Genomic DNA, 13,377 nt, shown 5'->3' on the forward strand with positions numbered 1-13,377 from the left:
GCCGGCCCGGTTCCCAGACACATACGCCGCCCACCACCAACCTATCCGGCTACCGAACCCCATGAACTCCAACAGCAGACGCAATTTCCTCAAGCTCGCCGGCACCGGCGCCGCCGCCACCGCCGCGCTGGCCGCCTTTCCGCCCGCGATCCGGCGAGCGCTCGCCATCCCGGCCAACAATGCCACCCGCTCCATCCGCGACGTGGAGCACGTGGTGATCCTGATGCAGGAAAACCGTTCGTTTGACAACTATTTCGGTACGCTCAGGGGCGTACGCGGTTTTGGCGACAGGTTCCCGATCCCGCTCGCGGGCGGGCTCAATGCGTTCCAGCAGACGTATATCAGCAATGGCGCCAGCCGCATGGTGTTGCCCTACCACCTGGACAGCACTGCCGGCAATGCGCAGCGCGTCAGCGGCACGCCGCACAGCTACCCCGACGCCCAGAACGCCTGGGACCTGGGCCGGATGAACAAGTGGCCCACCTACAAGAAGACGCAGTCGATGGGCTACTACACCGAAGCCGAGGCCGATTTCCAGTTCGCGCTGGCCAATGCCTTCACGATCTGCGACGCCTACCACTGCTCCTTCCATGGCGGCACCAATACCAACCGGCTGTTCCACTGGACCGGCACCAACGATCCGACCGGAGCGATGGGCGGCCCCGTCATCGACAATAGCGGCGACTCGCTCGACGCCACCACAGTCAGCTACCGCTGGACCACCTACCCGGAACGCCTGCAGGCCGCCGGCGTGAGCTGGAAGGTCTACCAGAACCTGCCGGACAACTTCACCGACAATCCGCTGGCCGGCTTCAAGCAGTACCGCGACGCCAACGCCGCCCGCGGCAACCAGCCGAACGGCAGCCCGTACCCGCCGTACAGCCCCGCCGACGAGGCCGTTAGCCCGCTGCTCAAGGGCATTGGCAATACCATGCCCGACGGCGGATTCCTGCAGGCGCTGAAGGACGATATTGCCGCGGGCACGCTGCCCCAGGTGTCATGGATCGTGGCCCCCGCGACCTACTCGGAGCACCCCGGGCCGTCCAGCCCGGTGCAGGGTGCCTGGTACACGCAGGAAGTCCTGAACGCGCTGACCGACAATCCGCATGTGTGGAGCAAGACCGTGCTGCTGGTCAATTTCGACGAGAACGACGGCTTCTTCGACCACGTGCCGCCTCCCTGTGCGCCGGCGTACGAGAACGGGGTACTGGCTGGCGCCTCCACCGTGTCGACGGCCGGCGAATATCACACCGACCAGAAGCCGTACGGTCCCGGCCCGCGCGTGCCGATGTATGTGCTCTCGCCGTGGAGCCGCGGTGGCTGGGTCAACTCGCAGGTGTTCGACCACACTTCGGTGCTGCGCTTCCTGGAGGCCCGCTTTGGCGTGCAGGAGCCCAATATCAGCGCCTATCGCCGCGCGGTGGCCGGCGACCTGACCTCCGCCTTCAACTTCCTCAATCCCAACTCCGGCGCGGTACCTTCCCTGCCCAACCGCGACAAGATCAGCGCCGACGCCATCCGTACCGCGCAGGGTGCCCTGCCCCAGGTGCCGTTGCCCTCGGCGGACAGCCAGCAGATGCCGGCCCAGCAGACGGGCGTACGGCCCTCGCGCGCCCTGCCCTACGAGCTGCATGTCAGCGCCCGCGAAGACGCCGCCGCGCGCAAGCTGTGGCTGCTTTTCAGCAATACCGGCACGCAGGCCGCCGTGTTCCATGTTTACGACCGTCTGCACCTGGACCGCGTCCCGCGCCGCTATATGGTGGAGGCAGGCAAGGACCTGAACGGCAGCTGGGACACATTCGCCGCCGACAGCGGCAAGTATGACCTGTGGGTGCTCGGTCCCAACGGATTCCACCGCGCCTTCAGCGGCGACGTCAGTGCCGTGGCGGCCGCCGGCGCCAGCGCGCCGGAGATCCGGGTGTGTTACGACATTGCCAACGCGGCCGTGTACCTGACCATGATCAACACCGGCAGCGCCCCTTGCACCTTTACGGTCCGGCCCAATGCCTATCGTACCGACGGGCCCTGGTCCTACGAGATTCCCGCCGGCAAGCAGTTGGAACAGCACTGGCCGGTGGGCAGGCAGGGCAACTGGTACGACTTCAGCGTGACCACGGCGCAAGGCGGCTTCACGCGCCGCTTCGCCGGGCGGATCGAGACCGGCGAAGACAGTGTGTCGGATCCCGCAATGGGCACGGGAGGCTGACGTCGCCGCGCCCGCGGGCCGGCGTGCCGCCCGACGACTCCCCTCTCCCATGACGGCAGAGGGGCCTGGAAGGGGAATCCGTGTTGGTATCGGGAAATGCCACGGGAAGGCTGTAGCCGTTCTGTCATCTTGGACCGCTAGACTGCGCGGTCGCAGCGCGTCTGCCGCCTTCCAGCCCCCGTTTCCCGGAACCACCATGCTCGGCGACCTTCTCACGACCTTCTTCGAAGTGGCTCGCCAGGGCAGCATTACCACGGCCGCCAGGCAGCTCGGCGTCAGCCAGCCCACGGTCACGGCACGCATCCGCCAGCTGGAGGATGCCTATGGCGTGGAGCTGTTCTATCGCCGCGCGAGCCGGATCGACCTGAGCGACGTCGGCGTCGCGCTGATGCCGGTGGTGGAGCAGTTGATGCAACAGGAAAGCAATGCCGACTATCTGCTGCGCAACGCAGGAAACCTGCGTTTCGGCAACCTGCGCATCGGCGCGACCGGGCCTTACTACATCCTGCGCAGCGTGGCCGCGTTCCGGCAACGCTATCCCGCGGTCGAGGTCAGCATCGAGATCGGCAACTCGCAGCAGATGATCGAAGCGCTGCTGGAGTACCGCATCGACGCCGCGGTCTCCTCGCACGCCGTGGAGGATGCCAGGCTGGCACGTACCCGCCTGGCTTCCGATCCGATGGTGCTTGTCGTTCACGCGGACCACCCCTTCGCACGCCTGCCCCATGTCGATATCGCCCGGCTCGCCGATTGCCACCTGCTCGTGCGCGAACATGGTTCGATGACGCGCCAGGCCACCGAGGCCGCACTGGCCGCCTGCGGCCATGAACTGCCGCGCCACATGGTCATCGGCAGCCGCGAGGCCATCTACGAAGCCATTCGCCAGAACCTTGGCGCCAGCGTCGTGCCCGCCGGCGAAGTGCCGCGCGACCCGGCACTGCGCATGGTGCCGTTCACGCAGCGTCCGCCCATCCTGCACGAGTACCTGTACTGCCTGGAAAGTCGGCGCCATACGCGTCTGGTAGGCGCCTTTCTCGAATGCGTGGAAGCGCAGGTGCCTGATCTGCAGGCACAGGTTGCCTGAACGATGCGAGGAGTGCGCTGCCCGGCCGCCACGTGGCCGCCATGCCGCCCAGCGCCTATATTGGTGCCATGAGCGAGCACGCCGCTTTTGCCGAATACGAACAGTTGCTGGGCCTCCTGGATGCCGGCAGCCGCGTGCTGGACGCGCGCACGGTCTGCGAAACCTCGGTGCGCGGCCATCGTTTCTCGGTCTATGCTGCCACGGTGGGCACCACCGCGCCCAATGCGCCGGCGATCGGCATTTTCGGAGGCATTCACGGCCTGGAGCGCATCGGCACGCAACTCGTGCTGGACTACCTGCGCTCGCTGCTGAGCCGGCTCGAGTGGGACGAGCTGTTGCACGAGGAGCTGCAGTCGGTGCGGCTGGTCTTCATGCCCATCGTCAATCCGGGCGGCATGTGGGCCGCCACCCGCGCCAACCCGAATGGCGTGGACCTGATGCGCAACGCGCCGCAGGACGCCGACGCGCACGTGCCGTTCCTGGCGGGCGGCCAGCGTATCGGCGCCTGGCTGCCATGGTTCCGTGGCCAGGCCGGCCGCCCCATGGAGGCAGAAAGCCTGGCCTTGCTGAGCGTGGTCCAGGACGAACTGCTGTCGCGGCCGCTCAGCTTCGCGGTCGACTGCCACTCCGGCTACGGCTGGCGCGACAGCATCTGGTTTCCGTATGCGCGCACGCACAGTCCCATGCCGCACCTGCCCGAAATGTACCTGCTGAAGACCATGTTCGAGCAGGCGCACCCGCACCATGGCTACGCCTTCGAGCCACAGAGCCACCAGTATCTGCTGCACGGCGACCTGTGGGACTACGCGTATGACCTGACACCGCCCCACAACCTGTTCCTGCCAATGACGCTGGAGCTTGGCTCATGGCTGTGGATCAAGAAGAATCCGCGACAGCTGTTCTCGCGCGAGGGCATCTTCAACCCGATCAAGGCGCACCGTACCGCGCGGGTCCTGCGCCGCCATGTGAGCCTGTTCGATTTCCTGGGCCGCATCGCCTTTGCGCCGCAGCGCTGGTTGCCGACGGGCGAGCGCCGCGCACAGTTGCAGGAACAGGCGCTGGCTCACTGGCACCAGCGCCCCGGGCCATGACGGACTGGATCTTCCTGCGCGGCCTCACGCGTGAAAGCCGGCACTGGGGCACGCTGGCCCAGCGCTGGCAGGCGGCCGGCCTGGGCCGTCCGCTGGCCGTGGACCTGCCCGGCAATGGCAGTCTTTGTCATGAGAGATCACCCGCAAGCGTGCAGGGGCTCGTGGCTTCGGTGCGGGACAGTCTGCGACAAGCGGGAGGGCCGCGGCGCAGCCGCGTGCTGGCGATGTCGCTGGGCGCCATGGTGGCGGCGGAATGGGCACGCCAGTATCCCGACGAAGTGGCGGCGCTCGTGCTGGTCAATACCAGCATGCGCCCCTTCAGCACCACGACGCAGCGACTGCGTGCCGCCAACTGGCCCGGCCTGCTGCGCGTGGCCGCCAGCTGGGCAGACCGGGATTATTGCGAGCGCACCATCCACCGGCTGACCTGCGCGCGGACGGATACCAGGGAGGCCGACATCCTGGCGTGGAAGCAGATCGCGGCAAGCGCGCCGGTCAGCCGAAGCTCGGCACTGCGGCAATTGCTGGCGGCTGCCCGTTACCGCGCCGGGCGCCGGGCGCCCTGTGCGTCCATGCTGCTGATCGCCTCGGATGCCGACCGCCTGGTCGACCCGGTCTGTTCGGCACAACTCGCGCACAGGTGGAATATGCCGCTGCTGCGCCACCCATGGGCGGGCCACGACCTGCCCCACGATGATCCGGACTGGCTGTGCGAGATGGTCGCGCGCCGGCTCACGGTTGCGGCATGACCCCGGCCAGCACGGCCGCAGCGGCCTCGAGCCGCTCATGCGTGCCGAACAGCCGAGCGGCCATCAGCCCGTTGTGCAGCGCGCCGTAGACGACCTGGGCCAGTTGCGCGGGCGGCACCGGATACGGGGTGTCGCGCAGCGGCTGCGCCCGCTCGAACAGGCCGGCCAGCCATTGCTCGTGCATGCGGACGTACTCGCGCATGGTGGTACGCACCGGCTCGGATAGCGACAGCACATCGGCCGACAGCATTCCCACCAGGCAAGCCTGGTCGGTGCCGAAGCCCGTGCGCATCGGTTCCAGGTATTGCCGTGCCTGTTCCGCGGGGGGCAGGCTGGTATCGATCGCGCGGATGCGTTCGCAGGTGCGGGCGCTGTATTCGCGCACCGCTTCCAGCACCAGATCGTCCTTGGACGGGAAATAGTAGTGAATGCTCGAGGTCTTGACGCCAACCAGCTCGGCCAGGTCGCGATAGCTGAAGCCGTTGAACCCCTTGCGACGGATCAGCACCAACGTGTGCTCGATCAGTTGTTCGCGTACGGATAGTGATTTCATGGCTTCAGACTCCCTGCAATCTCTGCCGGTCAGGCTGGCAGCGTTTGCGCGACCAGCGTGATGAGCGAACCGCTGAAGAGGCAGAGCCCCACCCATCCGACCAGTATCAGTGCGCTGTCACGCAGATTCATGATGTTCCCCTTGGCACCGGGCGCAGCACGGCCCGCTGTTGATGTCAGCTGGCCGGCCATTGCCGGCCGCTCTGATCAGGCGAGTGCGCCGTCGGTGTACGGGTCAAACTTGCCGACCTTGGCGCCGTCCGTGTACGGATCGACAGTGCGTGCCGGCGATGCCGAAACGCCACCGGTGTTCAGGCCGGCTACCGTGCGGGCGCCGTCGGTGTACGGGTCAAACTTGCCAACCTTGGCGCCGTCCGTGTACGGGTCGATGCTGCGGGCCGGGGTTGCCGAGACACCACGCGTATCCAGGCCGGCTACCGTGCGGGCACCGTCGGTGTACGGGTCAAACTTGCCGACCTGGGCACCGTCCGTGTACGGGTCCACGCTGCGCGCCGGCGATGCCGAAACGCCACCGGTATTCAGGCCGGCTACCGTGCGGGCGCCGTCGGTGTACGGGTCAAACTTGCCGACCTTGGCACCGTCCGTGTAGGGGTCGACGGTACGTGCGGGCGATGCCGAAACGCCGCCCGTGTTCAGGCCGGCTACCGTGCGGGCGCCGTCGGTGTACGGATCAGTCTTGCCAACGCGGGCGCCGTCGGTGTACGGGTCGTACTTGCCGATCTTCGCGCCGTCGGTGAACGGATCGGTTTTGCCGACGCGGTAGTTGTAGCCATACGTGTCACCGGCGGAACGGCTGCCCTGCGGCGCGGCGGCCTGGGCGACGCCCGCGGCGAGCGCGGCGGCAAGGGTGACTGCAGTGATGACGGTCTTGGCAAACTTGGCTTGCATGATGGACTCCTTGGCTGGCGCCCCCCACAGGGGCGCCTGGGTTCGGTTCAATTTCAGGTCTTCTTTTGATCCCGCATCTACTAGTAGATAGATAACCGGGTTCAAAAAAAGACCGTCTTCACGGTATTGCGATGGTCCCGTTGCAGAACCGGCTTCTTGTCTTTGCCGGTGGAGCAGCGCGTCCATGGGTCAAATACTATCTACTACTAGGTAGATAGTCAAGCGAAAACATTTCTATCGCCTTGATAGCATTGCCTCACTCCACGGCAATTGCTTGATAAATAAAGAGATTCCCAGGATTTCCGAGCGCTGGGCGGGGCCCGGATGCACCCGCATGCGACGCAAAAGTAAAAGCCGCCATGCAGCATTCGCCACATGGCGGCTCCGCGTCACCGGGCGGGTTGGCGTCAACCCGCCACGGCAGCCATGAGGGTATCGGCAGCGGCTTCGACCCTGTCCGCCGTGCCAAACAGGCGTGCGGAAATCAGACCGCTCTGCAACGAGCCGAACACCACCTGCGCGAGGCGTGCAGGCGGCACCGGGAACGGTGTGGTGCGGTGGGGCTGGGCGCGTTCCAGCAAGCCGGTCAGCCACTTCTCGTTCATCAGGAAGAAGCTCTGCAGCAGCCCGTGGACCGACTCGGGCAGGCACAAGGTCTCGGCCGACAGCATGCCGCACAGGCAGATCTGGTCAGAACCACAGCTCGCGCGGAACGGCGCCAGGTAGATGGCGGCCTGCTCCGTCACGGGCAGTGTCGTATCGATCGACCGCAGGCGCTCGGACATCGTCGCGCTGTACGTCTTCACGGCCTCCAGGACGAGATCGTCCTTGGTCGGAAAGTAATAATGAATGCTCGACGTCTTGACCCCGACCAGTTCGGCCAGGTCCCGGTAGCTGAAGCCATTGAAGCCTCGCCGCCGAATCAGGACCAGTGTGTGCTCGAGCAGTTGCTCTCGGACGGTTTGCGTTTTCATGAGGCCAGTTTATCTACATGAAGATAGACGCTCAAGCCAGAATATCTGGAGGCGCGGGTAATCCCTTAGGGCCAATGCTCGTCGGAGACGGCGGGGCCCCAAATCTCTTGTCGGCGCCCCAACGGACGCAGCCCCGCAACAACGGGGCATGCGTGGATGTGGGATTCAGTCGGGCAGTTTAACCAGGCAGGACCTGCGCGGCGAAGGTGATCATCGAGCCACTCGTCACGCAGACCAGCAGCCATCCGCCAAGCAGAAGGATACTGTCACGCAAGTTCATGATGGACTCCATTGCGGCTAGCCAGATCCCGAACGGGCCTGGCTGCCGTGGCGAAAAGGTCGCCGGTCCTGTCGGGGCCGGCAGACGAATCAGGCGAGCGCGCCGTCGGTGTACGGATCGAACTTGCCAACCTTGGCGCCGTCCGTGTACGGGTCGATGCTGCGGGCCGGGGTTGCCGAGACACCACGCGTATCCAGGCCGGCTACCGTGCGGGCACCGTCGGTGTACGGGTCAAACTTGCCGACCTGGGCACCGTCCGTGTACGGGTCCACGCTGCGCGCCGGCGATGCCGAAACGCCACCGGTATTCAGGCCGGCTACCGTGCGGGCGCCGTCCGTGTAGGGGTCGACGGTGCGTGCGGGCGATGCCGAAACGCCGCCCGTGTTCAGGCCCGCTACCGTGCGGGCGCCATCGGTGTACGGATCAGTCTTGCCAACGCGTGCGCCATCGGTGTACGGGTCGTACTTGCCGATCTTCGCGCCGTCGGTGAACGGATCAACCTTGCTGACCCGGAACGTGTAACCATACTTGTCACCGGCAACGCTGCTGTCACGCGGACCAGCCGCCTGGGCCAGGCCGCTGGCGAGCGCGGCGGCAAGAGTGGCAGCAGTGATCACGGTCTTGGCAAACTTGGCATTCATGATGGGCTCCTTGGCTGGCGACCTCCCGGAGGCGTCGCGATATTCGGTTCATTACGGGGTCTCTCTTTGTTCTCGCATCTACTAGTAGATAGATGGCTGATTTCAAAAAAAGACCGCCTTGCGGTATTGCAATGGCTCCGTTGCAGAACCGGCTTCTTTGTCTTTGCCGGTGGAGCAGCGCTTCCATGGACAGAATACTATCTACTACTAGGTAGATAGTCAAGGATAAAATTTCCTATCGCCCCGATAGTCAAGGGGCGGCCGCCCAACTCTGGCTGGCCTCACACTTCTGGCTGGGCCAATTGCACGACAGCTGCTAGCCTTGACGGGCACCCGAGCCTCCAGACCTATGCTGAAAACTCCTGACTTCGCGATTCCGCGCTGGCTGGCCGGCACTGCCGGCCTTGCGCTGTTGGCCGGGCTGGCACGCCACATGCTGTTCCGCGCACTCGAACGCGAGGCTTTTGTCACGCCGTCCAGCATGCCGCCCGCGTCCGACCTCCCCGAAGCGGCACTGCAGCACAGTACATTCCGCAGCGGCAAGCGGCTGCTCCATGCCGCTCACGCGCCGGCGGCACAAACTACGGCGCCAGCGCTGATGGTGTGCCACGGCGACGACGAATGCCTGGCCGACTGGGCGCCCGTGCAGGCCCTGCTGTCGCAAGCAGGCATCAGTACGTTCGTGTTCGATTACAGCGGCTACGGCGCAAGCAGCGGACACCCGACCGTGCGACACCTGCGCGAAGACGCGCGGGCGGCCTATGCCAGCTTCCTCGCTGCAACGCCGGACGCCACACGGCGCTACGTGCTCGGGCACTCGCTCGGATCGGGTGTGCTGCTGGATGTCGCGCGCCGGCTTGCGCCAGCCCCGGACGGGATGATCATTGCCTCGGGCTTCAGTTCCGCACGCACCGCTGCGGTCCAGACTGGCCGTGTGCCGCCGCGGCTGGCGTGGTTGCTGCCGGATCCCTGGAACAACGCAGCGCGCATGCGCCGGCTGCAACTGCCGCTGATGCTCGTGCACAGCCGCGCCGATGAAGTCCTGCCGCTGGGCCATGTGGAGCGCCTTGCGCAGGCGGCTTCGAATCTTCAGGAACTGATGTTGTTTGACGACATGCCGCATGACGCAGCCATCTTGCCTGACTACATGAGTGCGTTCTGGACGCCCGTGATCGCATTCATGCTGGCTCCACGCGCAACAGCCGCACGGGAACCCGCGATCGCGTGAATCAGGACTTCGTGCCCGACATCGCATGCGGTCCAGCCAGGGCCGCAATGCCGCAATACCACCATGCGCAAATGAGATGAAACGCGATGCTGCAACTTGCGACCGGAGAATCTAACCGAGTCTTCGCGGCGCGGCAATCATCCTTGTAGGCTAGGCGCTACGAATGCGCAGGTTGAGATTCTTTTACCGATTTCTTGTCTATATTGGTCCTCATGGCAAAAGCATCGATTCTTCGCTGTTGATCAGCACTGGAGGTAATGCCATGCGTTGGCTCGCAAACTTGTTCAGTCCGCCGACCCCGGAAAAGATTGCCGAAAGGGAACTGCAAGACATGAGGCTGACGTTGTTCCAGGCGGAACGGCGCCTGCTAGAGGCGCAAATGCAGGTCGCCTACTATCGCGACATGGTCGCGTTCCTCGAAGACGTGGCGACCAAGGGCGTCGAGGACGTGGTCGACAAGCGCCGCGCCGCTCCCGCGGCCATCGAAACCTTCTCGGCACCGCGTGTCGCGCCCGGACTGACCACCGTCCCGATCGTGCCCTCGGCCGCCTAGCGCTGCAGTACGCGGTTGCAAATTGACTGACCAGCGGCGGAGTCTCTCGAACTCCGCTGGTCATCTGTAGCGCCGCACGGCACGCGGGAACGTGTGCCGACCTGTGCGATACTCGCGCTGCCCGCCGCGCAAGCTGGCGTGCGGACTGTCACACAGGAGCCCCCATGCACGAACTACTGCCCGCGATCGAAATCGAGACCGCGCCAGATCCCGCTTTCACCGTCATCTGGATGCACGGCCTGGGCGCGGATGGCAATGATTTCGTGCCGGTGGTTCCGGAACTCGGACTGGAAGGCACGCCCGGCGTGCGCTTTATCTTTCCCCATGCACCCGCCATGCCCGTCACGTGCAACGGCGGCTATGTCATGCCCGCCTGGTATGACATCTACTCGCTGAACGAAGCCGGCCGGCGTGCGGATGAGAATGGCATCCGGGTTTCATGCGAACGCATCCGGGCGCTGATCGCGCGTGAAAACGCGCGCGGCATCGCGACCGGCCACATTGTGCTTGCCGGCTTTTCGCAGGGCGGCGCGATCGCCTACACCACTGCCCTCACCCACCCGGACACGCTGGCGGGCATCATCGCCCTGTCCACCTATATTCCGGCGCCTGACATGCTGGCGGCCGAAACCACGCCCGCCAATGCCGCCATCCCCGTCTTCGCTGCGCACGGCACGCTCGATGACATCGTGCCGCCACGCCTCGGCGAGCAGGCCCGGGACTTCCTTCTGGCACGCGGCATTCCCGTCGCGTGGCATACCTATGCCATGCCGCATTCAGTGTGCCTGGAAGAGATCGAGGCAATCGGCTCGTGGCTCAAGGGAACGTTTGCCCGCATCACGCAGCAAGCGGCGCAACGCTGAGCCACGCCACAGTCATCACCACGAATATGAAAGCTGCACCGCTTCTGAAGATCGATTTCAACACCCGCAAGGCGCTCCTGTTCGCGCTGACCGCCGAGCGCCTGTCAGCCTATTACGAGCACGGAAAATGGCTCACCGATGCCCAGGGCGCCACGCTGGCCGGAGAATGGCTGTCGCGCTCCAAGCTGCAACTCGCCCTGTCGGAACGCCGCCTGCTTTCGGAGCTGAGCGACCAGTTCGCGCGCCAGCTCGCGGACACGCTTTCGCGCGAAGCCGGGCTCTATGCCTCGCACGAAATGATGGAGGCGCTCGATCCCAACTACCAGTCAGCGTTCGCGCATGACATGCTCGACGAATGCGAGCGGCTGCTGCGCGAGAACGGCGTCAACGAGTAGCGTTCCACTTCTTCCGTGGCCTCCGCTTTCGGCCGGCTGAGCCAGCGGGCGAGCCGATGCTGCGGCTCCTGCAGAAGAGCGACCCGCGCGCCGCAGGCTGCCGCACCGGCGGCTAACTCCCGGCCAGCTCTTCCAGCGCCGCGTAGGCCGTAGCAAGGTGATATGGCGAGGTGGACGGCATCTCGGCACGCACCACTTCGCCTGATGGCGCCAGGCACTCATGCCAGCCGCCGGCATGCAGGAAACGTCTGCGGTACTGGCCCAGCTGAGCTTCCAGCGTCGCCAGCGATTCCGGTGTCCCGTGCACAGCCAGCGCACGGGCGAATTCCGTCTGCGCCCAGATGCGCTGGGTGCCGTCGAGCACGCTGCCGTCCGCGTCGAGCGCAGCGCTGACGCCCAGCGTACCTGGGACCACGCCGTGCGCCTGCGCAAAGACCAACGCACGCTGCAGCGAAGCGCCGAGCGGCACGCCTTCGAACAGCGCGGGGTTGCCCGCCACCAGCGAGAACCACTCGAACTGATGACCGGGCTCGATCCGATTGCCGGCCGTGCCCTGCGGCAACTCGGCAATGCAACCGCTGGCCGGATCGACGAACCGGTCCTGCACGGCCGCGGCGATCTCGCGCAGACGCCGCGCAAACCAATCGTCGCCGGTAGCGTCGAGCGCCGCGAGGTAAGCCTCGGTGAGGTGCATGATGGGGTTCTGCTGAACACCCGCGCCCTTGTCCTTGAAGAACTCGGAAAGCGCCGCGTGATACAGCCCGGCACCGTCGGCAAAGTGCTGCTCGACCATCTCGCGCGTTTCCTGCAGCACGGCAAGCGCGTCCTCGTTGCCGCCGCAGGCGTAGTAGTGCGCGCAAGCAAAGATCACGAAAGCATGCGTATAGAGGTCGCGCGTTGGGTCCAACGGCATCCCCGCCGGGTCGACGCTGTAGAGCCAGCCGCCTTCGCCGGTGCTGAAGTAGGCCTGCAGCGAACCGAACAGCGTATCGGCGTGGTCAAGCTTGCCCGCCACGGAAAACACGTAGATCTGGCGCGCGCAGGCCATGGCACGGTAGCGCGCGGGCGGCATGGCATTGCCGTTGGCACCATCCAGTGCCTCGTAGGGCAGCAGCAGGTCGGCATTCCAGCCGTTGCCGGTCCAGTGCGGCAGGATGGCGGTGTCATAGTGTGCGCGCAGCGACGCAACCAGTTCGGCAAGTTGAGGCGAGATGGGCATGCGAATCCGGAGAAGCGGGCGCCACCCGGCGCCCCGGTGCAGAAGATACTGGAAACCGTGCGGCGGCGGAAGATGCACCGCACTGCGCGGCGCATGCGGCGACCGGAATGCAGGCTGGTATTGGTCCGCGGCAATTGCTAGCATCTAGGGGTCGCCGTCACCGGAGACTGTCATGTCGACCCAGCCCCTGACCCTCGCCGACAGCCACCGCACCCTCGTGCTCCACGTCCTGGAAGATCCGCCGGGCCTTTACACCTGGCGCATCGTGATGGAAGAGCACTGCGGCGCGGCTGATGCCGACTGCACCATCGAAGCCCCTTCCGTCTATCACTCCGAGGCCGAAGCCGAAGCCGCCTGCTGGGCGGCTGGCAATTACATGCTCGAGGGGCCACGCGCCGCCGGAGAAGTGCGGCCTTCGTGACCAGGTCCATCCGGCGGACTTGCTTCGCCGGATGCATCGCCTAACCTGAAATCGTTGGCAGTGGCAACGTGGGCGGCTTTTTTGTCCGCGCTTCCTCCGGCCACCCCGATACAGCGGGGCACATGCCACTCGCCCGAAATATTCCTGGCCTTTACTACCGCGTATGCCGGCCCCGTGCACGCACAACGCGCCCGACGGCAGCGCTGCAGGAG

General features: G+C 65.6%; 14 protein-coding genes. 9 read left to right on the forward strand and 5 right to left on the reverse strand.

The features are described from left to right. Positions 1 to 61 precede the first annotated feature (61 nt). The 4 genes from AC3FNH_RS25375 to AC3FNH_RS25390 all read left to right on the forward strand — a co-directional run bounded on the left by AC3FNH_RS25375 (position 62) and on the right by AC3FNH_RS25390 (position 5,130). Entirely contained in the window at positions 62 to 2,206 is a 2,145-nt protein-coding gene (locus tag AC3FNH_RS25375; protein ID WP_488722021.1) for a phosphocholine-specific phospholipase C, read from the forward strand. 196 nt (positions 2,207 to 2,402) lie between these two features. Next, a complete protein-coding gene (locus AC3FNH_RS25380; protein WP_488722022.1) occupies positions 2,403 to 3,290 on the forward strand; it encodes a LysR substrate-binding domain-containing protein in 888 nt (295 codons plus the stop codon). Between the two features lie 68 nt (positions 3,291 to 3,358). Then, on the forward strand, positions 3,359 to 4,381 hold the full coding sequence (locus tag AC3FNH_RS25385; protein ID WP_488722063.1) for a M14 family zinc carboxypeptidase: 1,023 nt from the start codon (positions 3,359 to 3,361) through the stop codon (positions 4,379 to 4,381). Next, complete coding sequence (locus AC3FNH_RS25390) at positions 4,378 to 5,130, forward strand: alpha/beta fold hydrolase (RefSeq protein ID WP_488722023.1); 753 nt, start codon at positions 4,378 to 4,380, stop codon at positions 5,128 to 5,130. Before AC3FNH_RS25385 ends, AC3FNH_RS25390 begins: the two co-directional genes overlap by 4 nt. On the opposite strand, the gene AC3FNH_RS25395 is transcribed toward AC3FNH_RS25390, so the two are convergent. The 4 genes from AC3FNH_RS25395 to AC3FNH_RS25410 all read right to left on the reverse strand — a co-directional run bounded on the left by AC3FNH_RS25395 (position 5,114) and on the right by AC3FNH_RS25410 (position 8,486). Beyond that, positions 5,114 to 5,683, reverse strand: coding sequence for a TetR/AcrR family transcriptional regulator (locus AC3FNH_RS25395; protein WP_488722024.1), 570 nt, complete (start codon positions 5,681 to 5,683; stop codon positions 5,114 to 5,116). The two genes, AC3FNH_RS25390 and AC3FNH_RS25395, sit on opposite strands and share 17 nt — an antisense overlap. A gap of 206 nt (positions 5,684 to 5,889) precedes the next feature. Next, positions 5,890 to 6,591 (reverse strand): copper resistance protein CopQ, encoded by a 702-nt coding sequence (locus AC3FNH_RS25400; RefSeq protein ID WP_488722025.1) that lies wholly within the window; start codon positions 6,589 to 6,591, stop codon positions 5,890 to 5,892. 407 nt (positions 6,592 to 6,998) lie between these two features. Further along, on the reverse strand, positions 6,999 to 7,565 hold the full coding sequence (locus tag AC3FNH_RS25405) for a TetR/AcrR family transcriptional regulator (RefSeq protein WP_276101637.1): 567 nt from the start codon (positions 7,563 to 7,565) through the stop codon (positions 6,999 to 7,001). Positions 7,566 to 7,934: 369 nt separating this feature from the next. Beyond that, complete coding sequence (locus tag AC3FNH_RS25410) at positions 7,935 to 8,486, reverse strand: copper resistance protein CopQ (protein ID WP_488722026.1); 552 nt, start codon at positions 8,484 to 8,486, stop codon at positions 7,935 to 7,937. Between the two features lie 349 nt (positions 8,487 to 8,835). Between AC3FNH_RS25410 and AC3FNH_RS25415 the strand changes: the two genes are divergently transcribed. The 4 genes from AC3FNH_RS25415 to AC3FNH_RS25430 all read left to right on the forward strand — a co-directional run bounded on the left by AC3FNH_RS25415 (position 8,836) and on the right by AC3FNH_RS25430 (position 11,525). Then, on the forward strand, positions 8,836 to 9,714 hold the full coding sequence (locus AC3FNH_RS25415) for an alpha/beta hydrolase (RefSeq protein WP_488722027.1): 879 nt from the start codon (positions 8,836 to 8,838) through the stop codon (positions 9,712 to 9,714). A 262-nt stretch (positions 9,715 to 9,976) separates the two neighbouring features. Then, positions 9,977 to 10,267 carry a hypothetical protein gene (locus AC3FNH_RS25420; protein WP_276101640.1) on the forward strand — a complete coding sequence of 97 codons (291 nt, stop codon included), beginning with the start codon at positions 9,977 to 9,979 and terminating at the stop codon, positions 10,265 to 10,267. Between the two features lie 164 nt (positions 10,268 to 10,431). Then, positions 10,432 to 11,130: an alpha/beta hydrolase gene (locus AC3FNH_RS25425; protein WP_488722028.1), complete on the forward strand. Its 699-nt coding sequence runs from the start codon at positions 10,432 to 10,434 to the stop codon at positions 11,128 to 11,130. Positions 11,131 to 11,156: 26 nt separating this feature from the next. Continuing rightward, positions 11,157 to 11,525: a hypothetical protein gene (locus AC3FNH_RS25430; protein WP_276101642.1), complete on the forward strand. Its 369-nt coding sequence runs from the start codon at positions 11,157 to 11,159 to the stop codon at positions 11,523 to 11,525. Between the two features lie 112 nt (positions 11,526 to 11,637). Here AC3FNH_RS25430 and AC3FNH_RS25435 read toward each other — a convergent pair whose 3' ends face one another. After that, a complete protein-coding gene (locus AC3FNH_RS25435; RefSeq protein WP_276101643.1) occupies positions 11,638 to 12,744 on the reverse strand; it encodes an AGE family epimerase/isomerase in 1,107 nt (368 codons plus the stop codon). Positions 12,745 to 12,916: 172 nt separating this feature from the next. Here AC3FNH_RS25435 and AC3FNH_RS25440 point away from each other — a divergent pair, with 172 nt between their 5' ends. Beyond that, positions 12,917 to 13,165: a hypothetical protein gene (locus AC3FNH_RS25440; RefSeq protein WP_276101644.1), complete on the forward strand. Its 249-nt coding sequence runs from the start codon at positions 12,917 to 12,919 to the stop codon at positions 13,163 to 13,165. The last annotated feature ends 212 nt before the right edge of the window (positions 13,166 to 13,377 follow it).

The organism is Cupriavidus sp. 22TCCZM01-5 (assembly GCF_057798915.1).

Coding starts and splice junctions, on each gene's coding strand:
- AC3FNH_RS25375 (WP_488722021.1), top strand. CDS start 62: ATGAACTCCAACAGCAGACGCAATTTCCTCAAGCTCGCCGGCACCGGC.
- AC3FNH_RS25380 (WP_488722022.1), top strand. CDS start 2,403: ATGCTCGGCGACCTTCTCACGACCTTCTTCGAAGTGGCTCGCCAGGGC.
- AC3FNH_RS25385 (WP_488722063.1), top strand. CDS start 3,359: ATGAGCGAGCACGCCGCTTTTGCCGAATACGAACAGTTGCTGGGCCTC.
- AC3FNH_RS25390 (WP_488722023.1), top strand. CDS start 4,378: ATGACGGACTGGATCTTCCTGCGCGGCCTCACGCGTGAAAGCCGGCAC.
- AC3FNH_RS25395 (WP_488722024.1), bottom strand. CDS start 5,683: ATGAAATCACTATCCGTACGCGAACAACTGATCGAGCACACGTTGGTG.
- AC3FNH_RS25400 (WP_488722025.1), bottom strand. CDS start 6,591: ATGCAAGCCAAGTTTGCCAAGACCGTCATCACTGCAGTCACCCTTGCC.
- AC3FNH_RS25405 (WP_276101637.1), bottom strand. CDS start 7,565: ATGAAAACGCAAACCGTCCGAGAGCAACTGCTCGAGCACACACTGGTC.
- AC3FNH_RS25410 (WP_488722026.1), bottom strand. CDS start 8,486: ATGAATGCCAAGTTTGCCAAGACCGTGATCACTGCTGCCACTCTTGCC.
- AC3FNH_RS25415 (WP_488722027.1), top strand. CDS start 8,836: ATGCTGAAAACTCCTGACTTCGCGATTCCGCGCTGGCTGGCCGGCACT.
- AC3FNH_RS25420 (WP_276101640.1), top strand. CDS start 9,977: ATGCGTTGGCTCGCAAACTTGTTCAGTCCGCCGACCCCGGAAAAGATT.
- AC3FNH_RS25425 (WP_488722028.1), top strand. CDS start 10,432: ATGCACGAACTACTGCCCGCGATCGAAATCGAGACCGCGCCAGATCCC.
- AC3FNH_RS25430 (WP_276101642.1), top strand. CDS start 11,157: ATGAAAGCTGCACCGCTTCTGAAGATCGATTTCAACACCCGCAAGGCG.
- AC3FNH_RS25435 (WP_276101643.1), bottom strand. CDS start 12,744: ATGCCCATCTCGCCTCAACTTGCCGAACTGGTTGCGTCGCTGCGCGCA.
- AC3FNH_RS25440 (WP_276101644.1), top strand. CDS start 12,917: ATGTCGACCCAGCCCCTGACCCTCGCCGACAGCCACCGCACCCTCGTG.